This window comes from Bacteroidales bacterium, assembly GCA_022647615.1.
Taxonomy (GTDB): Bacteria; Bacteroidota; Bacteroidia; order Bacteroidales; family UBA932; genus Egerieousia.
Genome location: JALCKZ010000001.1, coordinates 1,426,818 through 1,452,013, shown reverse-complemented (window position 1 = coordinate 1,452,013; position 25,196 = coordinate 1,426,818). Strand labels below are relative to the sequence as shown.

General features: G+C 41.3%; 22 protein-coding genes and 1 pseudogene. 1 reads left to right on the top strand and 22 read right to left on the bottom strand.

Going from position 1 to position 25,196, the window contains the following annotated elements:
• Positions 1-45: 45 nt before the first annotated feature.
• The 4 genes from LKM37_06335 to LKM37_06320 are packed head-to-tail and all read right to left on the bottom strand — an operon-like array spanning position 46 to position 2,350.
• Positions 46-636, bottom strand: coding sequence for an HD domain-containing protein (locus tag LKM37_06335; GenBank protein ID MCI1720614.1), 591 nt, complete (start codon positions 634-636; stop codon positions 46-48).
• A gap of 53 nt (positions 637-689) precedes the next feature.
• Entirely contained in the window at positions 690-1,070 is a 381-nt protein-coding gene (locus tag LKM37_06330; protein ID MCI1720613.1) for an ATPase, read from the bottom strand.
• A gap of 21 nt (positions 1,071-1,091) precedes the next feature.
• Positions 1,092-1,934, bottom strand: coding sequence for an MBL fold metallo-hydrolase (locus LKM37_06325; protein ID MCI1720612.1), 843 nt, complete (start codon positions 1,932-1,934; stop codon positions 1,092-1,094).
• Positions 1,931-2,350, bottom strand: coding sequence for a DUF134 domain-containing protein (locus LKM37_06320; protein ID MCI1720611.1), 420 nt, complete (start codon positions 2,348-2,350; stop codon positions 1,931-1,933). Before LKM37_06320 ends, LKM37_06325 begins: the two co-directional genes overlap by 4 nt.
• 193 nt (positions 2,351-2,543) lie before the next feature.
• On the opposite strand from LKM37_06320, the gene LKM37_06315 reads away from it, so the two are divergent.
• A complete protein-coding gene (locus LKM37_06315) occupies positions 2,544-3,200 on the top strand; it encodes a DJ-1/PfpI family protein (GenBank protein ID MCI1720610.1) in 657 nt (218 codons plus the stop codon).
• On the opposite strand, the gene LKM37_06310 is transcribed toward LKM37_06315, so the two are convergent.
• The 18 genes and pseudogenes from LKM37_06310 to LKM37_06225 all read right to left on the bottom strand — a co-directional run bounded on the left by LKM37_06310 (position 3,151) and on the right by LKM37_06225 (position 25,184).
• Positions 3,151-4,440: an MFS transporter gene (locus LKM37_06310; GenBank protein MCI1720609.1), complete on the bottom strand. Its 1,290-nt coding sequence runs from the start codon at positions 4,438-4,440 to the stop codon at positions 3,151-3,153. The genes LKM37_06315 and LKM37_06310 overlap by 50 nt on opposite strands.
• Positions 4,441-4,536: 96 nt before the next feature.
• Entirely contained in the window at positions 4,537-5,430 is an 894-nt protein-coding gene (locus LKM37_06305; GenBank protein MCI1720608.1) for a S41 family peptidase, read from the bottom strand.
• Positions 5,393-7,810 carry a peptidase S41 gene (locus tag LKM37_06300; protein ID MCI1720607.1) on the bottom strand — a complete coding sequence of 806 codons (2,418 nt, stop codon included), beginning with the start codon at positions 7,808-7,810 and terminating at the stop codon, positions 5,393-5,395. Before LKM37_06300 ends, LKM37_06305 begins: the two co-directional genes overlap by 38 nt.
• 77 nt (positions 7,811-7,887) lie before the next feature.
• Positions 7,888-10,092: pseudogene (locus tag LKM37_06295) on the bottom strand (TonB-dependent receptor).
• A 575-nt stretch (positions 10,093-10,667) separates the two neighbouring features.
• Positions 10,668-11,831 (bottom strand): acyltransferase, encoded by a 1,164-nt coding sequence (locus LKM37_06290; GenBank protein ID MCI1720606.1) that lies wholly within the window; start codon positions 11,829-11,831, stop codon positions 10,668-10,670.
• Positions 11,819-12,769 carry an alpha/beta hydrolase gene (locus LKM37_06285; protein MCI1720605.1) on the bottom strand — a complete coding sequence of 317 codons (951 nt, stop codon included), beginning with the start codon at positions 12,767-12,769 and terminating at the stop codon, positions 11,819-11,821. The genes LKM37_06290 and LKM37_06285 overlap by 13 nt, the downstream gene beginning before the upstream one ends.
• Positions 12,770-12,771: 2 nt before the next feature.
• Positions 12,772-16,509 (bottom strand): 1-acyl-sn-glycerol-3-phosphate acyltransferase, encoded by a 3,738-nt coding sequence (locus LKM37_06280; GenBank protein MCI1720604.1) that lies wholly within the window; start codon positions 16,507-16,509, stop codon positions 12,772-12,774.
• Complete coding sequence (locus LKM37_06275; protein MCI1720603.1) at positions 16,491-17,240, bottom strand: glycosyltransferase family 2 protein; 750 nt, start codon at positions 17,238-17,240, stop codon at positions 16,491-16,493. Before LKM37_06275 ends, LKM37_06280 begins: the two co-directional genes overlap by 19 nt.
• Before the next feature lie 23 nt (positions 17,241-17,263).
• Positions 17,264-17,695: a hypothetical protein gene (locus tag LKM37_06270; GenBank protein ID MCI1720602.1), complete on the bottom strand. Its 432-nt coding sequence runs from the start codon at positions 17,693-17,695 to the stop codon at positions 17,264-17,266.
• A 3-nt stretch (positions 17,696-17,698) separates the two neighbouring features.
• On the bottom strand, positions 17,699-18,340 hold the full coding sequence (locus LKM37_06265; GenBank protein MCI1720601.1) for an outer membrane lipoprotein carrier protein LolA: 642 nt from the start codon (positions 18,338-18,340) through the stop codon (positions 17,699-17,701).
• A gap of 35 nt (positions 18,341-18,375) precedes the next feature.
• The gene (locus LKM37_06260) at positions 18,376-18,738 is read right to left on the bottom strand and encodes an EamA family transporter (GenBank protein MCI1720600.1); all 363 of its coding nucleotides are present in this window, start codon (positions 18,736-18,738) and stop codon (positions 18,376-18,378) included.
• Positions 18,739-18,783: 45 nt separating this feature from the next.
• Positions 18,784-19,812, bottom strand: coding sequence for a hypothetical protein (locus LKM37_06255; GenBank protein MCI1720599.1), 1,029 nt, complete (start codon positions 19,810-19,812; stop codon positions 18,784-18,786).
• A complete protein-coding gene (locus LKM37_06250; GenBank protein ID MCI1720598.1) occupies positions 19,812-21,065 on the bottom strand; it encodes a beta-ketoacyl-[acyl-carrier-protein] synthase family protein in 1,254 nt (417 codons plus the stop codon). Before LKM37_06250 ends, LKM37_06255 begins: the two co-directional genes overlap by 1 nt.
• A complete protein-coding gene (locus LKM37_06245) occupies positions 21,065-21,325 on the bottom strand; it encodes a phosphopantetheine-binding protein (protein ID MCI1720597.1) in 261 nt (86 codons plus the stop codon). The genes LKM37_06250 and LKM37_06245 overlap by 1 nt, the downstream gene beginning before the upstream one ends.
• A 33-nt stretch (positions 21,326-21,358) precedes the next feature.
• Positions 21,359-23,251: a hypothetical protein gene (locus tag LKM37_06240; protein MCI1720596.1), complete on the bottom strand. Its 1,893-nt coding sequence runs from the start codon at positions 23,249-23,251 to the stop codon at positions 21,359-21,361.
• A gap of 27 nt (positions 23,252-23,278) precedes the next feature.
• On the bottom strand, positions 23,279-23,707 hold the full coding sequence (locus LKM37_06235; protein MCI1720595.1) for an acyl-CoA thioesterase: 429 nt from the start codon (positions 23,705-23,707) through the stop codon (positions 23,279-23,281).
• A gap of 83 nt (positions 23,708-23,790) precedes the next feature.
• A complete protein-coding gene (locus LKM37_06230; GenBank protein ID MCI1720594.1) occupies positions 23,791-24,240 on the bottom strand; it encodes a pseudouridylate synthase in 450 nt (149 codons plus the stop codon).
• Positions 24,241-24,269: 29 nt separating this feature from the next.
• Complete coding sequence (locus LKM37_06225) at positions 24,270-25,184, bottom strand: hypothetical protein (GenBank protein ID MCI1720593.1); 915 nt, start codon at positions 25,182-25,184, stop codon at positions 24,270-24,272.
• Positions 25,185-25,196: the final 12 nt, after the last annotated feature.

Sequence of the window (25,196 nt, the reverse complement as noted above, 5' to 3'; positions counted from 1 at the left end):
TTGCAATGAACTTATGAATGCAATGAACTTATGAATGTAATGAACTTATGAATGAAAGGCCTTTGTAAAGACTCTGTCAATTAATTCTACAAACTCCCTATAAGCTGCAGTATCCGATAGTTCACTCAATGAGGCGGCAAGACCTCTGTAACGCCACTCGTGGTCTTGCGGTTCAGGGGCATGAAAGCGCTCCCAAATTTTGTTTCCGATCTGATCAAAATCACGAGCAATAGCTCTCATGTTAGAGAGTTTGTCTCCAAGCGCAACTATTTTTGAATCTATATCGGCCTTTGCAAGGCGGTCAATAGCAGCTTGTTTGCTCTCTCTCCAGATGTCCTTTCCGCTTGCGCTTCCGGCGTATTTGTCACTTTCAGATTCCACCAAATCTGCAATTCTGTCTCCAAACTCAGAGCGCAATTCCTCTATTGTACAATCAGTATCTTCAACAACATCATGCAGCGCCGCGGCTGAAAGAACCTCTTGATCAGGGGTTATAGTAGCCGCTATCGCCATCGCTTCCATAGGATGAACAATGTAGGGAAATCCCTTATCCCTGCGTTCTGTGTTTGCGTGTGCCTTAACTGCGTAAATTATAGCCCTATCCAGCAATGTGCTGTCCATATACTTATTTGCCATATATTATTCTCTCAGCATTTGTATTATTACTCTCAGCAATTATGTTATTACTCTCAGCAATTATGCTCCGATTTACAATCGTGTTTAGGCCTGGTATCATGATCGCAATAATTTGCGTTAAGAGAGAGCGTACCTGCTAAAAAGGCCTCTACAATCTTATTCGCCGCCTCAATTGGACAGCCTACAAAAACATTGATATTTTGCCCGTTAAATAAATCTATGGCCTTCTGTCCCATGCCTCCCGCTATGACATCCGTTACACCAAAAGAGGCAATCCATTTTGGGTATAGGCCCGGCTCATGTGCCGGAGGTACTTCTTCCATGGACTTTACAACCATGTCATTCTCAACCGTTACGATGGCAAAATATTCACAATGCCCGAAGTGGGCACACAATACCCCATTCTCCATGGGAATAGCAATTTTCTTATTCATTTTTAATCAGTTTTTAATTTATTAATCATTTATTTTTTCCGAATATCCGCAATAAAATTGAACGATGTGGTCCCCAAGAATCTTAGATAATATTGTAAATGCTTTATCTCCGGTACAGTGTCCCGTAAAAAATTTTGTATCGGGATAATCAGAACGCAAATTTTCACCCATGGCTGTTATCCGCTCATCCGATTCGTAAAAAGTCCCTTTTGCAGACTGCAGTAAATGGAAGCCTCCTGCCACCCATCCTACGGGGATTAACGTATTGATTTTTACCGTTTCCAATATATTTTGCAAACCTTTATGTGCGCATCCCGTGTAAACAAAAAGAGCCTTCCTGCCAAGGACGCAGATCAATTCATGATTAAAATTATCCGGTATAAGATTCCCGTTCTTCTGTTTCAGGAAAAGATTATTGTTGCCCGCAGGAGCCGCATATCTTGACGACCGATTGGAACATATCCGTATTTGATCAGAGATTGAAATATCTTTTTCTACAAAAATAATTCTGTCGCGACAGGCATTGAAATCTATCTGCGCGCTTATGTTGTGCAGTCCGTCCCGCCCGGAGTAATAGGATTGACGTGGTACGGCGGATGACATTATGATTTTGGCTTTTTTATTCAATTCCAGAAAATATGGCAATCCGCCTATATGGTCCGAGTGCCCGTGGGAAATAAACACGTAATCCACCTCTCCGAGATCTATGTTTAGCAGAGCGGCATTTTTTATAAAATTACAGGAGGCTCCCGTGTCCAGCAATATTTTATGCCCATCCGTTTCAACATATATGCTAAGCCCGTGCTCCGTTTGGAAGTCATTGCATAGCTTTCTGTTATCCGACAATACTGTAAACCCGATCATTCCCCGTCATGTGAATTAATGGGGATCAATTCTTCATTGCCGTAACTCTTGCAATTTCTGCAAGGCGTATGATTCCCCATGCCGTTGATCAATTTGCTGCATTTTCTGCAACGATACCATATACGCCCGAAATCCACATTTCCGCCATCTATCATTATCATTTTCCCTTCAACGAACGCCTTCGCAATTGTCTTACGTGCGTTTCCGTATATGCGGGTAAGAGTGGGACGGGAAACGTTCATTTTTTCGGCGGCATCTTCCTGCCTCAGCCCCTCGTAATCCAGCAATCTGACCGACTCATATTCATCATAACGCAAAATGACCCTGTCGCTCGTCAGTCTTACTATGCCAAAAGGCTTAAAACCAAGCATCAACGGGGGAGAAACTATTTTTCTGCACTGTTTTGGACGGGACATAAACTTGTTTTATTGTTGTATTTGAGTTGCAAATTTATAATATTATTTTGAACTATTGTTCATAAATAATTTCCTTTATCGATATCGGGATTTATTGTTTTCAACCTTTTTGTTAATAAATTTGTCCGTGCCTATTTCAACCGGATATTATCTTGTGAAATAGCAGCGCAAATAAAAATCTTAAAATCAAAGTATGAAAAAAGTATACGTTCTTTTGGCCGACGGTTTTGAAACCATAGAAGCTACGGCGCCGATAGATATACTGCGTCGCTGTAAGGTTGACGTTACAACCGTCTCGATATCGGGCAGCATTAAGGTAACATGCTCCCACAATATACAAATGAAGGCCGATACGACACTGGATGATATAGCTGCAGAGAAAGCCGGCAATTCAATCCGTTCCACGGACACGGAAGGCAACAACTGCTGCAGTGATCTTTTATCGGACGGTGACATGATAGTTCTTCCGGGCGGATATCCCGGATACGCCAATCTTATGAATTCTGACACTGTCGGGAGAATAATAAAAAAATACTATAAAGAGGGTAAATGGGTTGCGGCAATTTGCGGGGCTCCGGCGGTATTGGCAAAAAATAAAATAGCTGCGGGATCACATATTACATGTCACTCCTCCGTAATAGATAAAATGGGAGATTATATCTATACGGGCCGGCCTATAGAACAGGACGGAAATCTAATAACCGGCATAGGGGCAGGACTTTCCATAGATTTTGGAATCAGGCTTGCGCGCGTGCTCACGGACCGGGAAACCGTTGAGTTGCTAAAAAAACGGATGGAAATCAGGAGTTGTAATACCGTGGACGCGAGCTCATCCACAAGAACGGAATAGCCGCAAGTTGGGAGACTACGGAAAATATTATCATTGCAGTCATATTCCAATCGTATAGCCAACCCATAAGCCAACTGCCTAAAAACCAGAACAATCCGTATGATGCCTGGAAAATTCCAAACCCCGTGGAACGTCTCTCTTTAGGCACCATATCCGCCACGGCACTCTTAACAACAGACTCTTGTGCTCCCATTCCTATTCCCCACAAAATCACTCCGCAAATCAAGGCGGCCTGAGATGTTGCTGTAAAAGCCAGAATTGCAAACGGGGCGGCAATAACTGTCGAGACTATTAAAGTTTTAAAACCTCTCTTGTCATAAAGCCATCCAAAGAAAAGAGCGGCAAACGCATCTATCATCATGGCAAGGGCATAGAGTAGCGGCAATATTTCTCCGCTGACCAATCCGTTCTTTGCCGTATGCATTGTAATAAGATTGAAATCCACAAAACCCATTGCAGATAAGGACATTGCAACAATATAAAATATAAAGCCGCGGCTCAGTTTTATTTTCCCGACAGATTTTTTTGTATCAGGTTCAAATTTTTCCGGGTTCGGAAATTTGCGTTTTGCAAACAGCAACAACACAATTGTGATAATTGCGGGGATTCCTAAAACTGCAAAACAAACTTTATACGATGAGAACAAATATGCGGAACTGTTTATAACCGAATGAGTTGCAGAAGCCGCATTACCGGCGGCCTGCACAGACGTGCAGTCCGCAGCCCCTGCATGTCCCCTCAACAACATGACTATGAACAAAATAACCGGCCCTACAAATGCCCCTATCTGGTCAAGAAATTCCTGAATTGCAAAACTCTTTCCGGTTCCCTCCTTTACTGCCGCAAAAGAGACAAGCGTATCCTTTGCCGGTTTTTTAATTGCCTTCCCCGCACGTTCCGCAATCATGATTCCGCACGCAAGAATCCATCCGCCGTGCGGCACAAGCGCAAGCATGGGAATTGCCAGCATATCAATAATATATCCGATGATTGTTATTGTCCAATAATGCTTTGTCTTATCCGTTATATAACCGGTCAGCAACCTTAGTGAATATCCGACAAACTCCCCAAGTCCTGATATGAAACCAATTGCAACCGCATTGGCCCCCGCCAAAGCAAGAAATGCTCCGGTAATGCTGGATGCTCCCTCATGAGTCATATCAGAAAAACAACTCACAATACCCATCAGCACAATAAACGCTAATGCAGAACCCGCCGCTATCTTTTTATTACCTTTCATAAAGGCGTAAAGTTACACTTAAAAGAAAGACGTTGTCTTTAAAACAATGACGCCGTCTTTAATTAAAGACGGCGTCAGATATTTAAAATTTTAAATCTATTTAAGCATTTCTTTTACGGCAGCTTCCAGTTGCGGATCTTTGCCGTTAAGGAAGTCTTTGTAAGGAAGCTCCACTTGGATATCCGGATTAACCTGTTTATTCTCCGTGATTTTACCGTCTGTACCCATAGAACCAATCATAGGAATTCCAAATACTATCGTAGGGTCAATTTGTGTCTCCCACCAAACTGCAGTACCTGTTCCGGCTACCGGCATTCCAACCAGCTTGCCCGTCTTATTCTGCTGATATATAAATGGAAACATAAATGCATCGCTATAGTTGCTCTCGCTCATCAAAACAATGCTCGGCTTAATCCAGCGTCCGATAGGTTCGCCGTCCTTAAGAACATTACCCTGCGGAGCATATTTCATGTAAAGGTGACCGCTCAGGAATGTATTCAAATCATCATGAAGCCAGCCGCCGCCGTTGAATCTAGTATCAACTATAAGAGCCTGTTTATCAATATTCTTACCAAGAGCGTTTTCATAAACTTCTCTGAAGCTTGCATCATCCATTCCCTCAACGTGAACATAACCGACCTTGCCGTTGCTCAAAGAATCCACCATGTGCTCCATAGTTTTTATCCACCTCTTGTACAGAAGATAATTCTCTTTGCCCACACTTACGGGACGTATTCTCTGCTCAAATTCTCCGCTGCCGGATTTAACTTTAAGCAAGCTGTTTACATCAGCAACATTCAGAAGATACTTATTCCAGTTTTCGTCCGCCTTAATTTCAACTCCGTTAATTGCAGTTATAACATCACCCGCCTTAACCTTATTCTCCGCCCTGTCAGAAATTCCGCCAGGAATAATTGCGCTCACCTTAATGCCCGGACCTGTATAAGTCTCATCAACATAAGAATCCCAGAGAAGCCGTGCGATCTGCATTTGAAGGGGCAGAAGCATAATATCTTCCTCCTGTATGAGAGGCATTAAGTTCTCCCAGCAATTCGCTCAAAAGTGCCTGAAAATCATAGTTGTTATTAATATAAGGCAAGAACTTTGCGTACTCGTCGTGATACATTTTCCAATCAATTCCGTGAATTTTAGGATCATAGAATTTCTTCACAACCTGAGCCCATGCATGGTCATAAATATATGCTCTCTCACCCGCTTTGTTCAACTCCATCTTTGCATCTAATGCAATAGGCTTAATCTCTCCGCTCTTTGCATCAACGGACATCAAACTTCCTCCGCTTATGGTAAACAAAGTGGCATCATCATCGCTAATCCCAAGTCCGCCTGCGCCGCCTGAAAGTTTTGCAAGAACCTTTGTCTCTTTTTCTCTTGGGTCAGTCACCCACAATTCACTTCCCTTCTGCGCATTAGCCAAGTAATAAATTTTGCTTGCATCCTTGTTAAACGCATAACCTTCCAATGAACTTGCACTGCTTGTAAGCCTTACCTTCCTCTCTTCTATATTATTCCAGTCAAATTTAATATCCTCAACCTTAGTAGAATCAGAGCTTGCGGCTTTCACGTCTTTTTTAGCTTTCTTATCTTTTTTACTCCCGACAGCCTTGTCTCCATCTTTCTTTCCCGCCTTATCAGCTTTTTCTGCTTTCTCTTTCTCCTGCAGCAATTCATAATCCTCCTTGCTCAACATATATCTGTCATAAGCCTTCTGGTCAAAGAATATTCCGTAAACATCAGGTTCATCCGCACCGGAACCCGCCAAAGATTTATTGCCTGCACGGGTTGAAAGATAAACCATCATTTCACCTTTTAGAGCCCAATCTGCATTAAATTCTCCAAAACCGCTGTTGACCGGATATTTAATTTCACCTGTCCCGTCAGCTTTAACAAGAGCAGTATTGCGAGAAGCCATTCTGTCTTTGGAATCATCTACCAGCAGCCACTTGCTGTCCGGGCTCCATTTGAAACCCCAGTCTCCGTCCGCATAAGAATGGTTATGTCCCTCTGGCAAAACAGTTACAGTTTTTCCGCTTGCCAAATCCATGACTTTAAGCACGTTACGCTCACATACATAAGCCAGTTTCTTATTATCGGGAGAACATAGCGGCTGAAAATTATCATTATCGTTTACAACAACAGGCTCTTCATTAAGCAATGTCGAGGCATAGAAATATTTTTCAGTAGTATCCTTTAATGAAACTTTATAAATGCCCCATTTACCCTCTCTTTCAGCGGAGAAGAAAAGATACTTTCCATTGTGAGACCAGCAAATCATTCTCTCCTGCCAAGGAGTATTGGTAATTCTTTTTGTGCGGGCATCTTTTACTCCGGAGACAAAAAGCTCACCTCTGTTGATAAATGCAACTTCCTTTCCGTTAGGGCTTACCTCAAATTCAGTAACCCCGTTAAGAGGTAACACGACAGATGCCTGATAACCGGCATCATCCGCAACCGCAACCGCAACCTTCTGAGGCTGAGAGCCGTCACGCATTGTATAAATATCTCCCTTCCACACAAAAGCAAGAGTGCCGTTTGCGGAGATGCTCAAGTCCCTTACAGGGAATCCCTTAAAATGAGTCATTTGCATCTCAGTTCCGGAAGACACATTTCTCTTATAAACGTTAAGAGTTCCATCTTGTTCGCTAGTATAATAAATGGAATTATCATCCGATGCAAAAACAGGAGCCAAATCCTCTCCCTTAAAATTTGTCACCTTAGTATATTGATTGTCGGGAATATTATATATCCAGATATCTCTTGTTACAGGAGAAACATGGTGCTTTCTATAATCATCTTCATAACCTTTTCTGTCCTGGAAAACTATTTTTGTTCCGGCATAATTATAGTGCGCAACATCCATTCCGGCAGCAGAAACCAATATCGGCCTTCCTCCTCCAACCGGAACAGTGTAAATATTATAGAACAATCTGGAACTGGGAAATCTTACGCTTTTTGCAGGAGCATTTCTGGGACTGTTAAACAAAACAAATTTGTTATCAGCAGTGAAATCCTGCGGATAATCCGCCGCGCTATTGTAAGTCAAACGCATTGGAACTCCACCATTTGCAGACATTGTATAAACATCAAAATTTCCGGACTTGTCACTAGCAAAAGCTATCGTTTTTCCGTCGTGAGACCAAACAGGATGAGAGTTATAATCACTTCCCGTTGTAACCGGCGCTGCAACGCCTCCGCTGACATTCACCTTATAAATATTTCCCATGTACCCAAACAGAATACTCTGTCCGTCAGGAGATATGGCAGGATAGCGCAGCCATCTTGCCTTCGTCTGTCCAAACATTGCTGCAGAGGACAAAACACATATAACAAGAACAAAAAAACATTTTTTCATAAAGTAATTGATTATTTTCCTTTTATGTATGACGTAAATTTAATCATTTTGTTGCAATGCTTAATAAATCAATTAAACTATATTTGAAATTTCACTCCAAACATCACGGTTCTAGGAAGTTGCGGACCATAAATGTAGCCGGCATCCCTGAATTCGCCCTTGTCAAAATCACTCTGATAACTATCAAATATGTTTTTTAGCCCTGCGCTGAACTTTATCCTTGCAAGATTTTTAAGTCTGAATTCATAAGAAATTTTAAATCCGCAGTCAAAAAAATCCTGTGTTCTTTTTTCACAATCTTTAGCAACATAACCGGCATAGTGTTGTACCAGCATACTTCCCGTATACGTTCCCGACATAGAAATTTCCATACTTTTAAAAAGCTGATAATAAGCCGTCAAATAACCGTAGTTGTCCGGAGACCGGAACATCTTTTTTTGAGGTTTCAGCGACGGGTCATCACTTCACGTCTCGGCTTTTTTATACCGGCTCCTCTGGGTTGTAAAACCCATTTGGAATTGCAGGGAAGACAGGGGAACAAACTTTCCCTCAAAATTTACACCCGCTACACTCGCACCGGATCCGTTGCGCCGCTCCAAAATTAAATTTCCGTCGGCGTCTTTTCCAATATCCTGCAGATAAAAAACATTATTGAGTTTTGTGTAAAAAACCTCTGCCAATATTTCCACGGACATATTGCCCAGCTTCTTGCTAAAATCTGCGGAACAACTGATACTGTGTGATCTCTCTGTCTTGAGATTATTCGCATTCTGCACAAATGAGGTCTCTCCCCCTATGGCAGAACCGTGCAGATCCTCGTCATAGATCTGAGGAGCACGGAATCCAGACGAATAGCCGGCGCGAAAACTTAAAACCTCATTCGGATTATAGCGCAAGCTAAACCTCGGGCTAAGTACGGGATTGTCTATCTGACTGTTTTTGTCCACCCTTGCTCCGGCCAGAATACTCCACTTATCATTTTTCCACTCGTTCTGAAGGAAAGCACTCTCTGTATTGACACTCTGATTTATAATGCGGTCATATCCCAAAATTTCGTCGTGCAGTTTATCATCCGTATACTCCACACCCGCGGTCAACTGGGCCGGCATGAACAAAAAATGTTGCATGTCATGGGAGCACTGAGCTCCCGTAACTAACGTTTTATCTGTAGTTTTTCCGTATGCATTTGTATCCCTTTGCGCCCCGGCATAATTATTCCTGCCGACTATTTGTCCCGACAGATATATTTCCGCGTGATATTTTCCATTCTTGGAAAATATGTCATACTTGATCTCGCCGGTATTAATTCTGTGCTGAGCCTGTTCCGCAATGTCGGCATCATGCGGCGGTAAATTAAATTTATTTCCGCCCCTTCTGAATTCATAAAGATTATGGTACTCTGTCGTGAGCTTGCCATAAGCCCCTGTTTTATAGAATGTTTTAAAACCGACATTTCTGGAATCCAATTTTGTGATTTCTGAAAAGTCATCTCCGTTTGCATCATAAGGATTTCTGTTTCTTACAGAACCAAATAGAACAACACCGGCCGCATCGTCATCGGAAACAACCGACGCATTAAATGACGTTGAGATATCCTGCGTCTTACACCCGATAAAAGATGTGCTATTGTCAACAGCGGCAGAATTTACATCGGGAGTTCTGGTTATAATATTTACAATTCCTCCGATTGCACTTGAGCCATAAAGGGCAGAGCCACCGCCGCGTATAACTTCAACTCTTTCAATCATATTTGCCGGTATCTGTTCTATACCGTACACACTCTGCAGAGAATTGAATATTGCCCTGCCGTCTATAAGAACCTGCGTATATGGACCTTCCAGCCCATTAATTCTTACCTGCTGATATCCGCAATTCTGGCAGTCTGTTTCTACGCGCAGACCCGGCTGAAAATTAAGTGCCTGGGATAAACATACGGCACCTGTCCTCTCAAAAAGTTTTGGGGAAATTACATTTACGATTGAAGGTGCCTCTCTGCGATTTGTTACATTTTTATTTGCAGATACGACTATGCTTTCCAGCAGCACCTCATCCTCGTCCAGAGAAAAATCCACATCCGCACTCTCTACGTTCGTCACATCTATTTCCCTTTCTTGTTTCTTAAAGCCTATTCCATAGGCGATTACAGTATATTTTTCATGTTTAAGCCCCTTAAGCATAAAATGCCCTGTTGCATCTGTATAAGTTCCAATTTCAGTTCCTTTAACAGAGATGCTAATACCCGGCAGATATTCATTTGTGATCTTATTTTTGACATGACCCATTAAATGCACATCACCGTCTTTGATTAAAACTTCTTTTGAACCGATAGAATGACAATCCGGTTCTTCCGCACGGCATACCAAGGCAGAAGACAATAATGCCACAAGAAGCAACGAGCTTCTTAAAATATTTAATTTCATTATTTTTTAATTAAGTTTATAATAAACGGTACGTCCCTTTTGGGAACGTACAATGAACTAAGCGGAGATTCCGCAAAATATTATAGACTCAAAACCGGCGGGGCCCTTAAAGAAAAAAATAAGAATGTACCAATATCGTATCCCTGACAGACAGGTGAAACTATACGCTCAGAAAAAAGTCTTGTAATTATCTGCGGTTCATAGCGATTATAAACACAAACAGATTGAGCAATAAAAGGAATCAGACAATTATCATGTAAAATGTGAAAATGTCTCTCATTTGCTCCGGCATTGCAGATAAAATCATCATGCTCATGAAATACGCTATCAGCCAGCTTAATACCTGACGGCAAAAGCCAAACTGCAACCAAAAATATTGCAATAATATTTTTAATAAATCGGCGCATTTCTCATCATCTCTACATTTCTCATCCTATCTACTCAAGGGAGAGTTTGTTAACAACCGGGTTGCTGTAAATCTGAAGATACAAATCCATCAGAGGCAGCAACTCATCCGGCCACTGCTCAAGTGTTTTATGCATCCTTTCAGAAAAATTTCTGTACTCTTCCTGAGTATATCTATCGGTAAACTTAAAAGTATTATAAAGCATGTCATAAGCTATATAGTTGGTATTCCACAACTTATAACCATCATATATTCTTCTGTCTATAATATGCGCAAGCAAGGCAAGCGCATCATTTCTGTCATAATTGTCAAGCGGCTCCAACTCTTCCGGAGCAATCGGCTTGCAAATTTGAATATGGACCTTTCCTTTTGGCTGCATAATGCCGGCCACAATGCTTCTCATATCCTCACCCGGCTCCTTTATGTAAGGATGATTCTGAGATAAGAAAAGCTCCCTCACCTTCATCTTGTCACAAGTCTCCCACTGATATGAAATAGACATCGGAGCAATATTCAGCTCTTCCAGATTCTTGCTTAATATTTTTCCTCCCGACAGTGAAAACATTTTAATGATGGTCTGACTTGTTTTGTCATCTCCGTTTTTTGTGCGGCCGTTGCGCTGGGCAATCCAAACAGACTGATGTCTTTGGGTAAGCGTATATCTGATATAATCAGAAAGATGCATAGAACACCTGTAAAAATCTTTTGCATTGCCGCTGCGAATTACCTTAAACATCTTGTTAGATTTTCCAATATCGGTAACCAGACCGGGCTGCATAAGGTTGTTCCCAAAAGTTATTTCAGAAGTGTCAAATCCGTTGGAATACAGGGCTATTTGCAAAAGCGCGGCATCCAGCAAAATATCCCTGTGATTAGAAATAAATAGATATCCTTTATTTTTGTCCAGTTTCTCCAAACCATCACACGTAAAACCGTCTATGGTCTTCTTTGCAATATTGTTTATTGCCGCATCCATCACATTAGCCTGGAAATCTCTCACTGATTTAAAGTTATGCAAATCAGCCATTTTCTTTGCACCTCTCTCTTTTCCAAAAACATAGTGCATGATTCCGGGAATTTTTTTATCCGCGGCAATGCGCCTCATGGCAGCATTAATTTCAGCATCTCTATAGGGACGCAAATCGTCAAACTTAGAGGATGAATCTACAGGACAACTCTTAATTATTTCTGCCATAATTTTTTCAGCCATTTAATAAACATATTGCTCCATCCGGCCGCATCGGAACCAGATATGGGATTAAGTCCAAAACCGTGTCCCCCCCGCTCAAAAACATGCCACTCACAATCCTGCACGTTTGCCTCTTGCAACTTCTCAATAAAGATAGTACTATTTTGTATGCTCACGGTCTTATCATCTTTGCATTGCATGATAAAAACGGGAGCCATACCTGGATATACATGATCTTCAAGTGAATACAAATTCATGACCTTTTCGTCGCATTTTGTAGTCCAATTGCACAAATAGCCTGCGCCATGCAAAAGGTTCCTTCTAGATTTTTTATTTGACCATGGCTTATTCATGCTAATCACCGGATATATCATCCCTGCAAATGCCGGACGGTAATGAGGATTACTGTCAAGCGCCGCACACCCTGCAAGATGTCCCCCCGCGGAAAAACCAATAACTCCAATCTTTGTTGTGTCAATATTCCATTTGCCGCTGCGCACACCGGCCTTAATATAATCAACGGTATGCTTGTAATCTTCATAAGCATCCGGATAATGATTGCCATACATTCCTGTCCGATAACGCAATACGAATGCGGCAACCCCGTTGTTTTTCATGAATTTTGCAATATCATGCCCTTCAACATTTATCCCCAGGTAACAATAACTTCCTCCTGGAAAAATTATTATTGCAGGACACTTGGAAGAAATTGTTGTCGGACTTGGATTGCTATATACAGTGTATTCCGCACTCTTTGGGATATAAGCAAACAACTTAACTCTGTGAGTATTATCACCCGGTTTGGAAGCGGGCCACAGCCTCACTCCCCTGTGCTCCAACAAAGAATCATCCGCAAGAGAGAGGGAACTTTTGCTTGCAAAAGAAGAAACTGTCGGGAGTAAAAAAAATAAAGCAAGAACCGCTATCAAAAAAATCTTTTTCATCTCTAAAATAATACAGGCTCGTCAGGCATGTCATCTGTCTTAACAACCTCTTCAGACACAGGCACTTTTGATGCTTTTCCAAAAACAAGATTGCCTCCGCAATTCTCAGATATTACCCTCAGCAAATCTGCATCTTCATCATTATCGGCGGATATCATAACTTTTACGTCATTCCTCATTAATGCAACAGCCAAAGGCTCAACACCCATTTTGCAATCTTCATAACATACCGTTCCGTTCTGCGGAATAGCCAGAACCTTTGCGTCAAATGAACCGTCATTAGCAGAATTCCATGCATGTCCCGGATAATTCTTTAGAACTGCAAGCTCTTCATCAGCAGCCTTTAAAATATCGGCACCTTTATACATATAAAATCCTCTTATGCGGTCATACAAGTAGGCAAAATTCTCTCTTTCTTTTACAATTGAATTGTATTCTTTTATGTACAATTGTCTGAATATCTGAGCTTGTCTTAAAGGTTTATCTCCGTATTTAATTCCGTTCTTCAACTCTTCAGAAGATATTCTTGGGAGAATCTTTGTAACAACGGAACCTTTTCTGAATATCATTTCTCTCTTTGGCAGAACATGTCCTATGCCATGGAAAATTATAGGTACAATATCCAGATTTAATTTTTCTGCAAGATAGAAAGCACCGTTATGGAAAGGCAGAATACTGCAATCTGAGCTGCGCGTTCCCTCCGGGAAAATTGCAATTGAATATCCTTCATCTACAAGCTGTTTCAACGGTTCAACACAATTTTCAAATCCGTCTTCTACAGAAATGAACTGCGCTTTGCGAATTATTTTTCCATAGAACGGAGAGTGCCATACCCAGTGATTTGTAAGCACAATAATTTTTGGAGAAATCTGAAGCAGATACATCAAATCCAAATGGCTCTGGTGATTGCAAATAATAACTGAAGGTTTTTCAAATGTTTCATTGCTCTCATTTATAAGCGTATGCCCAACACGCGGCATGTATTTTACAACAAATTTTGCAGTGTTTTGCAGACTCTTGTGCAACTTGGAAGTATCTCTCTCCGATACAAACATACACTTAATATTCAGCCACAAACTGACACAGAAAAATACAATTGCGCAATACGCAGAGACCAGTATGTCAATAAGTTTAGCAGGAGCAAACCTTAAGCTGCGGCTACCGTCATATTTGCAAGTTGTAATCCAGCGGAACAAAAGAGGAGGAAGAACAAATGCCATTGCAACAACGCATATCATTCCTATTATTGCAACTTCTCCAAGAGAACGCATTGCAGGATGGACCGCAAAAACAAGGGAGCCAATGCCTATTAACATTGTTATTGCTGAGAGAGTTACACTTGTTTTGTAAGAGGCCAGCAATTTCTTGTTATATGCATATTCATACGCGCAGCCGTCAACAATAAAGATTGTATAATCATCCCCCATTCCAAAAATAAATGTGGCCAGAATTATATTCACTATATTAAAACTTGTGCCAAATAAACCCATCAATCCTGTAATCCATATCCAGCTCACAACCATTGGAAGAAAAGCAATCAATGCAGTCTCAACTCTTCCAAACGCCCACCATAAGAAGCCGAATACCAAGAAACTGCAGATGAACAGAACCCAGTTAAAATCTCCCTGCAAAACATCTATCATCTCATCCGTCATTGAGAATGAGTCAAACAAGAATGGCTCATTTACGCTCTCATGATGGTGCTTGCCGGAGACAGACTCAGACTGTGCAACCTTCTTAAGATTAGATACATTTTTATCCGCATCAAACATCTTATATATTTTTGGCAGATTTTTTTCCGGAGTATAAAGTATTGTCAATATCAGCGCCTTGCCTGTTGTATCCTTTAGAATATAACCGCTCAACAAGGTAGAAGTCAAAGGTTTAAAGAAGTCGGCATCATGAACCAGAAACTCCTTGTTCATAATTCTTCTGAACGGCGCAAAGGCATCTTTGCTGAATCCGGCAGAAGAGGCATTACTCTCCAAAGAACTGTTAAGGCCGGATCTGTGTTTATCCACCCATTCATTCCACATTGCAATCCTCTCACCCTGAGTCTTTCTAGAAGGCAAGAAATTTTCCAGCCCCTTGCTTTGCAATGACACTTTGCTCCCGACAGCTTTATTGGCAAAAGACTTTAGTGATTCATACTGTGTCAGCGCCTGATCCATTGTATTGCCCTGTGCTACAGCATAAACGGCAACATTTCCGGCAGCTGCAGTATGAGCATTAAACTCCTCCATATCTGCGCGCTGGCGGGATGTCATGTAATTTATTTTGTTAAAGTCTCCGTTAAATTTCACTCTTTGAGAGAAGAAGAATAATATAACTGTCGCAACAACTACGCCCCAGACAATCCAATTTTTCTCCTCCATTTTCAGATTTGTCCATCTTCCCATCCAGCCGCTCTCTATTGATTTGTATTGTTTTTCTCCAACCCAATGCGGCAAGAATATTACAACAAATAGTATTACACCTATCAAAGAAATGGCGGCAAATAACCCAAAGTCTCTCATGCCGGCTGCGCTCATAACAAGCAAACTGAAGAATGCGCCAACGGTTGTGATATTTCCTGTAACCATCGGAGACACAATATCTTTCAGTGCCTGCCTTGAATTTCCTACAAATCCGAGCCGTGTAGAATATACCAATGCATAATCCACCCCAATTCCAAGAATTACAGAACTTGCGGAGAGTGCAATTGCAGAAACACTGGTTTGGAAGAGTCCCATCCAGGCAAGGCCAAACAAGACACCAAACACAACAGGAATGCAAATTAAAATTATAGGTTTTAACTTTCTAAAATACCAGCCCAGCAATAAAATTATCAGGAATAGCGCCAGCATAGAACATCTCACAGAATCTTTATGCATCCTAATGGAATTTGTAACTGCAATAACTGGCGAGCCTAGAAAGTCAACTTTAACTCCTTTATTATCAGCTGTTACAGAATCTCTTATTTTTTCCAGACTCTTTACAAGCTGCTTATTTCTTCTGGTCTCGCTTCCCCCGTAAGCAGAAGTAAGAGTCATTATTATCCTTGTTGAATCTCCCGTAAACAGGTAGTCTCCAATAATTTTATAATCACTGTCCATGCCCATTTTCCCAAGCCTATCAAGAATAGGTTTAGAAAAGTGGAGAGGATCGCTCACAATTCCCTGCTGCAAAACCGTCCCCTGCGGTGACAATATCTGGCTCCTGTCCTCCTTCAAAATATCGGCAATTCCTCCCGCGGCAATTATGGAATCGGCTCTGTCATAATCCTCTTTCTCAAGGAAATACGGCATATTGGAAACAAGAAAATCAGTCACATTCATATAAGCAACGGCATCAATTCTTGTCTGAGCGTCTTTAACACCCTTAATGCCGGACATATCATAGCGGTCAGAAAAATCATCTGCAGCCCTGGTAAGGACATTTATCCTTTTATCCGTTTCTGTCAGAGTGTCACCAAATGCCTCAGCCAAAGAATCGTCTGCTGTTTTCTGATAATGCCTCAAGTCATCTGCGGAGATTATAACCATCACCTTGTCAGCCATTCTTAAATTCTTGTAAATGAACTGACTCTGCCTATGAGCTTTGCCGCTCCCGTAAGGAAGGAAGCCTGCTATATCCTCATTCATGTTAATGAGACATGCCGCACCGGCAAAAAGAAGCGCAAGGATTCCGGGGATTATAAATGCCCATTTTCTTCTGCCATGGGCAAAAAAATCATATATTTTTAAGAAGAATTTCTCCATCTGTAAATCAGCTTTTTAGGGTAACCATATATTGGCGCTAAAATTGTCAAAAAAATATTTAAAACAGAAATGCGGGTAAAATCTGTACCCGGACGGAAATGAGACACCCTGTTAACTTGCTCATAAACAGCCTCTATAGGCACAGGTAAAATATCCATGCCTCTCCATGCAGCACGCACAAGTATCTCCAGTTCAAATTCATACCTTGTAGTAAAATAGTGTATTCCCGACAGTTTTTTGACCGGGTAAATTCTGCACCCGCTTTGAGTATCGGGAAGTTTAAAACCAGTCTGAACGGTAAACCAGAAATTTGAGAAGTTGTTTGCAAACTTGCTCTTTCCGTCTTTGCCCCTCATGCCGCGGCTGCCAATTACAATAGTATTTTCAGAAGATATATTTTCTTCTGCATTAATCATATTGTCAATGCATTGCAAAGTATGTTGTCCGTCGGCATCTATAGAGATTGCAAGCGCAAAGCCAAGTTCATTTGCTTTTTTTAACCCTAATGCCAAAGCATAACCTTTCCCTCTGTTTTTAGAGTAAGAAATCAGCGCGGCCAGTTTTTCTTTGCGTCCGATAAAAATGTCTCCGGTACCATCTGTTGAACCGTCATTTACGGCAATCACTTTATATCCCGCTTCAACCAATGAATCAACAACTTGCCCAGCCGTCCCACAGTTATTGTAAGATGGCAGCAGTACGCAAGCTTTTAATTCATCGGCTCTATTCATTGAATTATGTCAATAAAATACTGTTAGTAACAGTTATAAACTGCTGAAATTTTAGCATAGGATATTTTGCCGGAAACGTCAGATACGTCGCAAGTTGTATCAATAAGCCTGCAAACTCCGGAAGGACCTGTCTCATTAATTCCAACGTTCTTCCCTATCTCAACCCAGTTCTCCGCCAATCTCTTGTAAGAGATATTAAAGCAAACCTCCTCCCCATTAGGCGTAATAACATTAAAAAACCTTGTATTTTTTGAGGTAACCATTTTAAATTGCTTCCCCATTGCCTTACTAATCAAATCTTCCGCAACCTGTAAAACCATTGCTCCCGGAGTAACCGGACGCTGAGGAAAATGTGCCTGATAAATCCAATGTTCTTTATTAAAAACAACTGATGCACAAATTGTTGCGCCATCCGTCTTAAACTCTTTAATTGTATACAATTCTTCCTGTTTCATATTCTATTCAAAAATATCGTCATCTATCTGCTGATTAGTTTGTCTGTTTGAGAAAGTAATTTTTGTTGCATCATTTTGATGATGCATCTCAAAAGATTTTATGTACCCGCTTTGCGTATCAAAGTGCATCATGATATAATCTAGTGTCGCCTTAATCTTTGGATTCTTAGGCATTAACACAACAACAAATCCCTCTCTGTCGGGATGATAATTAAGAGAAAAATTCTTTCTGTCAATTGGAGACCCGTTCATAAAAGAGGTAGTAATTCTGCTTATCATAGCAAAAGCTCTGCTTCCTCCGCTGTCTCTTTTCCCATCTCTGACCATGTAATTACCCTTGGGCCCGCAAACTCCGTATTCTTTCTTTGAGTATTCCCATCTCATATTATTTGGCTTGCGATAGTAAAGTTTCCCGCTCCTGTATATTGGGTTTGCCAGCACTGCAATTGTCTTAGTTTCAGAGAAATTGCATTCAAGCGTATTCACCGCTTTTGCAGTAGCAATAATCTTGTCATACATTGGTTTGTCAGGATCCGCAGGCTGTTCTGCTCCCGACAGCTTCTCAGATGAAAGCGGCAGAAATGCAAGCGCCGCCAAAGGCAAAAAGGCCGCAATCAGTCTTAAATTAATCTTTCTAAAATTCATATCTTATTAACTGCTAAATCTATATATCATTCAAATTACTGCTGCGCAATAAATACAACTCCAATAATAATTAACGCAATACCAACATATCTTATTGGCGGAATATTTTCATGGAAAATAAATAAAGAGACAAAAGTTCCAAGCACATAACTTATGCTTATAAGCGGATATGCCGCGCTGAAAGGGAAATGTCTAAGAATATAAAACCACAAAACAGTTGCAGCTCCCATGCACAGACCGCAAAGCAAAAATGGAAAATTCCAAAAAAGCTGTTTAATGCAATGCCATGTAAACCCCATTTTATCAACCTTTTGCAAGGCAAACTTAAGGAACACCTGCCCGGCAACAAGAAATGTACTTTGTACAGTAGAGGTCACAATCAGTTTAAGCATGCTCATATTTTCCGCTATCTAAAAATTAAAACACCTTCAAATTTTTCACTGTCATACCTTGCTCATTAAGGCAAAAGTATAACTTCTCCCCATCCATGAATCCACAAATAAAATTCTTTTTAATCCTTTCCGCTCCTTTCCATCGGAAGACAGATGTGCAGGTAACACATTGTGTTTCAATATTTCTGCTACAACATAAAAACCATATGCAGAAGCGGTAAAATATTCCCCGCACAACTTCTTATATATGCCCCTGGGTATTCCTGCCGGAATAAAATCATACATAGATTCAATTGACGGGTCCCCATCCTCTCCGGTAAAAACAACATCAATATCTTCAAACGTCAAGCCGTGTCTGCTCAAAAAATCTGCCATCCTCTCTCTGCGAATTTTTTCTTTTGTTTCTTTTGAGTATTTATCAGAAACGTAATAACTCTCAACAGAATCTACGCTGCAGTAAGAACTGTCGCTTTTATTAACAGACATCACAAAACTTGTAGAACCCTCTGAACAAAAAGCAAAATTCCAACAGCCCAGGCGTCCTAAAATCTTAAACAAATCATCATTGCTTTCATCTCCCGCTCCAAGCAAAACAGTTTTAATATCACCATTTTGCAGCTGCATCCATCCATCCAGCAAGGCCCCCTCAAAAGCAGCTCCGTTGTGCACATGGGTATTGTTATATCCGTGACACCGCAGCTTAATTGCAACCTGCGAGCTTACAGTATTTGGAGTCGAATTTATAAACATCGTTGGCTTAAGCAAAGTCTCATGGTTATCAAGCATACCAGTAATAAATCCGTCAGTATCCTCAAAACAGCCAATGCCGGTTCCATTAATTATTGCATCCGGAACATCTACTTTTGCCTCTTTTAATGCACGCATAGATGTAGCTATTGCGCGCTTAACTATCGGACTCATTCTGCGTGCCGCAAGAGGTGCAATAAACTCCTTATAATCAGGTTCCAGACATTTAACAAATTTACCGTCTGATTTTATCGGATTAAAAATGCCCTCATCAGTCAAAGGCTTCTGAATAGAGATTGCGGAGGCTCCGTTTATGTACATTTTTCTCTCCATTACATTGCTCCTCCAACTTTACAATCATCCTCATATTTTGAGAATATCAAGGACGTATCATTGCCGCCAAATCCAAAAGAATTTGACAACACGTTATTCAGTTGAACATTGTCAATTCTTTTTGCAACCGGAGCAAAACTCAGACCAGGTATTTGCTCTGTAAATCTCAGATTAGCAGGAATAAAGTGTTCCCGCATTGCAATCAGGCAAATGACCGCCTCCACGGCGCCAGCCGCACTTGTGGGATGTCCCGTCATTCCCTTTGTGGAACTAACGGGAGGAACATGACCGCAAAACACAGTATCAATTGCAGTACCCTCTGATAAATCATTATTAGCGGTTCCGGTACCGTGAGCATTTATATAATCTATTTGATCAGATTGCAATCCGCTCATTTTTAAAGCATTTCTCATTGCAATCACAGCACCGTCACCTCCCGGAGAAATTGCCGTCTGATGAAAAGCATCGCAAACATTAGAATAACCAGTTAGTTCTGCAATGGGCTTTACCCCTCTTGCCTTGGCAATCTCCTCACTCTCAAGCACTATAAAACCTGCGCCCTCACCAAGATTAAGTCCGGAACGGTCAGCATTAAATGGCCGGCACGGCTTAGTATCCAGTATCATCAATGAGTAAAACCCGTTAAGATGATACTTTGTAATGCACTCACAACCACCTGCTACCACAATATCAGCTCTCCCGCACTTAATCAAATCGGCCCCCATGGTTATGGCATTTGCAGCAGCGCTGCATGCAGTAGACAAAGTATCAACGTAACAGTAATCTACATCTGTACGTTCGGCAATAGATAGAGTTGTAGTCCCGCTTCCGTGTAACTGAATAAATTGATTTTTAGAGTCATTATTAAGAAAATCCCGATAGTATAACTCGCTAAAATCCATGCCGCCAACGGTAGTGCCGTTAAGAAATGCAACCTTTATATTTTTATCCGGGAATGAGGCGGCAATAGCAGAATTGCTTAAGCCCGCCATCTCCAAAGCCTCACGCGCAGCGCTAATGCCCAGCAATGCAGACCTTGTAATCAAAACATCCCCGCGCAAGCCCAAAAAATCTTTTAATTCATCATTGCTGTACGGGACCTCAGCACACGGCACATCCGTATGGATAGTATTTAAATACTTGAGAGGTTGCATATTAGAGTAGCCTCGCAGCAGGGAGTCTTTAGTCCGCCCCACCCCGGCTCCGGCAGCAGAAATAACTCCGGCTCCCGTTATGACAACCCTTAGGGACATTAGTATTTTCTATTTTTTTCTACGTACTCAGCCATGGTTTGAACGGAGGAAAAAATCTGCTTGCCCATCTTAGGGTCCTTTAGCTTAATCCCATAATTTTTCTCCATTAGAACAATAAGCTCCAGAGCATCAATAGAATCAAGACCCAAGCCCTGGTCGCCAAACAATGGAGCATCACTCTTAATGCTCTCAGGCTTTACTCCGTCAAGATTTAGGGACTCAATGATTTGCCCCTTCAACTGATTAATCAAATCTTCCATCTCTTTCTTGATAGTTTTAGGGGCGCAATTTACTCATTTAATGTAGAAATCAGTAAGGTTTTGGAGATTAAATTTAACCCCGCCCGGCACCTCTTTTGGCGTAATAACTGCCCCAAAAACATCGGCATAGTTTCTGGTACATTCATCCCATACAAGAATAACCCTCTGAGTAACATTTTCTTTGAACAATCTCGCTATATAAGTAACCAGTCTCCCTGCAGAAAATTTCTCCTTAACAAACGTGGTATTTTCCCCGTAAAACTTATATCTGATGCAAATTTCACCAGCCGCAATATTTGGCAAGGTATAGACAAACAATGACGGCGAAGGGAAGAAATTATCTCTTTTTATAGTCTCTTGAAAATTCACATCCGTGTCCAATGAGGAAGAGCGATTCATAAAAATCAATGCGGTATGCTCCTGAATATTTTTCCCGACAGTTTTTTCATCATCATCCGGACTTCCTATAAGTCTGTCAACCAGCAATATGCCAGCCTTACACATTAAATCCATCTTAAAGAACTTAGGATAATCCATACCGCTGTTCCTGTAAAAAACATCCAGTCCATCCTTCACAACATTACTTGCGGCATCATCTCCACCTTCAGCTCCCTTAAGTCTAATATGCTCATATTTATTAATATACAAACCATAATCGGCAGATTTATCCACTCCGCCAATAACCTTTGCATACTTTGCGCCATCTATAATCTCCCTCACTTTTTCAACAGACTTAGTATCCTCTGATGCAGACATATCATTGACACTTAGCGTTCTATATGATAGCTTTATTGCCGCGTTGCATCCGCCAAAACCTGAGGCAAATTTTAGGCATGACGAGCCTTTAATTTTCATTCTCTCAGAAATAATATTTGGAACCGGTTCAGTACCCGGCCCTGTGTAACCATAAGAAGCCGGAATCTCCCCATCCTTCAGAAAATGAGCGCAAAGAACTGTTTCAACAACCCCGCAAGCTCCCAGCGTATGGCCATAATAACCTTTTAATGAAAATGCCGGAATAGCGCTGAGTCCGGCGCGTGAAAGAGCAACGCTCTCCATCTGGTCATTATAAATAGTTGCAGTTCCATGAGGATTAACAAAAGCAAACTGCCCTGCCAAATCCTTATTTCTATTTTCAGCCGCATCTTTTGATGCCGCAATACACTCAGTTAACGCACGGTACAATCCCTCTCCCGTTCTGGAAGGACCTGAAATATGATTTGCATCATCAGTAATTGCGCCGCTCTCAAGCACAACTTGTTTGCCTCCCGCCGCATCTGCTCTCTCATAAATAATTGTCCCAACAGCTTCTCCCAAATTAAGTCCGTTTCTCTTTGCATCAAATGGTTTGCAGAGAGAAGAAGAGAGTGCCTTAAAAGAGGAAAAACCGGAAATAACAAATCTTGTAACTTCATCTGCTCCAATCACTACCGCGCGGTCATATAAACCCTGCTCAATAACTCTTTTTGCCACAACGGAAGCAATTACTCCGGAAATGCAGGCATTAGAAATAACTATCGGGACATTGGGATTATTAAAAAATTTTGCTACCATTTTTGCGGAGTGCCACAAATCCAGCTGCGGATTTCCGTCATGAGAAGGGTCATCCTCATTCAAAAGGCCAATGTTTCCTTTTGTTGTTGAGAGGATAAAAATTGTATTTGGATGGGATACAACCGTAGGGTCGGAAACAGCCCTGAAGACGGAAGCCGCCATATATTTTTCCAAGCGGGACAGTTTGCTGACTATAGAATCATTATCCTGCGCCTCAGCTATTTGAGAGACTATAATATCCTCGCTCTGAGCCGGATAGAAACCCTCGTATTTTTTCAGACCGCTCTTGCCGGCCATAACCGCGGCCAAATTTTCCTGCGTTGTTCCGCCCAGCGCCGATATGATATTATCTCCTGCTACTACAACACTCATTTCAAAAATTTCAATATAAATTTTTAACTACTTTAAAACTCTCTTTTTCCACAATTCATAAAAAGGAGGATTCTCCAAAACAAGATTATGATTCAAATCCGTAAAGACCTGCATGCTCTCCCCGGTCGCCGCCAGAATTTTCTTTCCGCCTTTTATTTTTTCAAACACCTGATACTCATAACATATTTTAGCAGAGGCAGTTGGAATATAGGTTATTTTAACCTCCACGTCATCTCCGTACTTAATTATGTTCTTGTATTCAAAGTTCAGCTTTACTATCGGAGCATAATAACCGTTGCCGTAAATCTTCATATAATCCAGCCCATATTTTTTTCCAAAAGCCTCACGCGCCTGCTCAAAATACATGGCATAATTTCCATGCCACACAATGCTCATAGAATCAACCTCGCTGAACCGCACTACAATTCCGGCGGTAGCAGAAAGCCTCTTTGCCATCGGGATTCCGCACCTTACCGTTCCCCTCTTTATCGTCTTCTTTATCGGCATATTTGTCGTCTCTTTAACTGTATAACGGATAGCTATTTAAGGGCTATTTTAAGTTCGCAGTCTGCAAGCAAATTCATCATGTGGTCAAGTACTTTTGCATACGCAAGAATAACTCCCAGCATATCCTCTTTAACCACAATCTGAGTTGTAATATCGTCCCCCGCCTTTGGCAGCTGATAAACATTAAGATTTTTAACGCCGCCAATAAGTCCCACACTAACAGGCAGATTGCGCAACACATCATAATATCCTATTCTGGCGGCGCAAGTCTGAGCCATATTCTCAACTATGCCGGCAGGCTGAAAAACTCCCTCCTTGACAAAAGGATTATCAGACACTATATGATATAGAGTAGTCGTCGTATCTTCATTCTCATCATACTCTATTAGCTTGTCAATCATGATAAAAGGAGGACGTTGCGGAAGGAGTTCAGTTACTTTTACCTCCGCCAGTTCCTCTAATGTTTTCTTAATTTTTTCCATATCTTTTTAATCTTTTATTTGCCTGCAATTTATTTTTCTTTGCTGCTCTCCTCAATATCCCAAAAATCATAAAAATTAAACCATTGCAAAGGATACTGTTTTATCATGGCCTCCAGCTTTTTAACATACGCGTCTCCGTAGGCAATGGCTCTTGCGTCTTTTCCTTTTATTGAATCATCAATTGTAAGCGGTTCTACATAAATATCATAAGACAATCCTTTGCCGCGCATTACAAACATACTCACAACCTTTGCTTTATAGCGGTCGGCAAGATAGTATGCACCTATTGGGAATTGAGCGGGAGCTCCAAGAATATTATACTCATGAATCCTCCGGCCCGTAAAAACTCTATCCGCGGGGAGCGTTATCATGTTGTGTGCCTCCAGTTCATCCGTAATGTGAAAGATATGAGACATATCCTCCATTACGGGAATCATGGAGATATTATTTTTTGCCATTGCTTCTGAACGGAACTTTTGCATTTGAGCAGTCTCATTTGCATAAGCCACAACCTTCAGCGGTTTCTTAATTCTTCCGCACACATACGCGGAGATTTCATAGTTGCCAATATGCGCGCTTACAATTATCACAGGATCAGGCCCTTCCGCATAGCCGTAAAAATACTCGCCGCCATGCATATTGACCTTAAACTTTTCCGCTCCGCCGCTGAAAACATAAAATCTGTCAAGCAAATTTTTTCCAAAAATTATATGATTGCGGTATGTACCAATTTCAGATTTCCACCAGCTTAGCTTCTGTCGGTGACGCAAATAATCATAAATGGCATTAGCACGTTTGCGCTTGAAAATCAAATAGTAGAGGATGAAAAACGGCAGCACGCAATAAACGGCCCGCAGGGGTACATGTTTTAGCATGCGCTCCAGCTGGTTTTGACGCTTGTCTCCGCCCTCCGTTTTCCCAGACCATTTAATTTTCTCTTCCATTAATTTTTACGC

Bases quoted from the DNA above. Each gene is read 5' to 3' on its own strand.
- LKM37_06330 (MCI1720613.1), bottom strand. From the start codon at position 1,070: ATGAATAAGAAAATTGCTATTCCCATGGAGAATGGGGTATTGTGTGCC.
- LKM37_06225 (MCI1720593.1), bottom strand. From the start codon at position 25,184: ATGGAAGAGAAAATTAAATGGTCTGGGAAAACGGAGGGCGGAGACAAG.
- LKM37_06335 (MCI1720614.1), bottom strand. From the start codon at position 636: ATGGCAAATAAGTATATGGACAGCACATTGCTGGATAGGGCTATAATT.
- LKM37_06290 (MCI1720606.1), bottom strand. From the start codon at position 11,831: ATGGCAGAAATAATTAAGAGTTGTCCTGTAGATTCATCCTCTAAGTTT.
- LKM37_06325 (MCI1720612.1), bottom strand. From the start codon at position 1,934: ATGATCGGGTTTACAGTATTGTCGGATAACAGAAAGCTATGCAATGAC.
- LKM37_06230 (MCI1720594.1), bottom strand. From the start codon at position 24,240: ATGGAAAAAATTAAGAAAACATTAGAGGAACTGGCGGAGGTAAAAGTA.
- LKM37_06235 (MCI1720595.1), bottom strand. From the start codon at position 23,707: ATGGCAAAGAGGCTTTCTGCTACCGCCGGAATTGTAGTGCGGTTCAGC.
- LKM37_06285 (MCI1720605.1), bottom strand. From the start codon at position 12,769: ATGAAAAAGATTTTTTTGATAGCGGTTCTTGCTTTATTTTTTTTACTC.
- LKM37_06305 (MCI1720608.1), bottom strand. From the start codon at position 5,430: ATGCAGATCGCACGGCTTCTCTGGGATTCTTATGTTGATGAGACTTAT.
- LKM37_06300 (MCI1720607.1), bottom strand. From the start codon at position 7,810: ATGAAAAAATGTTTTTTTGTTCTTGTTATATGTGTTTTGTCCTCTGCA.
- LKM37_06315 (MCI1720610.1), top strand. From the start codon at position 2,544: ATGAAAAAAGTATACGTTCTTTTGGCCGACGGTTTTGAAACCATAGAA.
- LKM37_06240 (MCI1720596.1), bottom strand. From the start codon at position 23,251: ATGAGTGTTGTAGTAGCAGGAGATAATATCATATCGGCGCTGGGCGGA.
- LKM37_06270 (MCI1720602.1), bottom strand. From the start codon at position 17,695: ATGAAACAGGAAGAATTGTATACAATTAAAGAGTTTAAGACGGATGGC.
- LKM37_06255 (MCI1720599.1), bottom strand. From the start codon at position 19,812: ATGGAGAGAAAAATGTACATAAACGGAGCCTCCGCAATCTCTATTCAG.
- LKM37_06260 (MCI1720600.1), bottom strand. From the start codon at position 18,738: ATGAGCATGCTTAAACTGATTGTGACCTCTACTGTACAAAGTACATTT.
- LKM37_06320 (MCI1720611.1), bottom strand. From the start codon at position 2,350: ATGTCCCGTCCAAAACAGTGCAGAAAAATAGTTTCTCCCCCGTTGATG.
- LKM37_06265 (MCI1720601.1), bottom strand. From the start codon at position 18,340: ATGAATTTTAGAAAGATTAATTTAAGACTGATTGCGGCCTTTTTGCCT.
- LKM37_06275 (MCI1720603.1), bottom strand. From the start codon at position 17,240: ATGAATAGAGCCGATGAATTAAAAGCTTGCGTACTGCTGCCATCTTAC.
- LKM37_06280 (MCI1720604.1), bottom strand. From the start codon at position 16,509: ATGGAGAAATTCTTCTTAAAAATATATGATTTTTTTGCCCATGGCAGA.
- LKM37_06250 (MCI1720598.1), bottom strand. From the start codon at position 21,065: ATGTCCCTAAGGGTTGTCATAACGGGAGCCGGAGTTATTTCTGCTGCC.
- LKM37_06310 (MCI1720609.1), bottom strand. From the start codon at position 4,440: ATGAAAGGTAATAAAAAGATAGCGGCGGGTTCTGCATTAGCGTTTATT.
- LKM37_06245 (MCI1720597.1), bottom strand. From the start codon at position 21,325: ATGGAAGATTTGATTAATCAGTTGAAGGGGCAAATCATTGAGTCCCTA.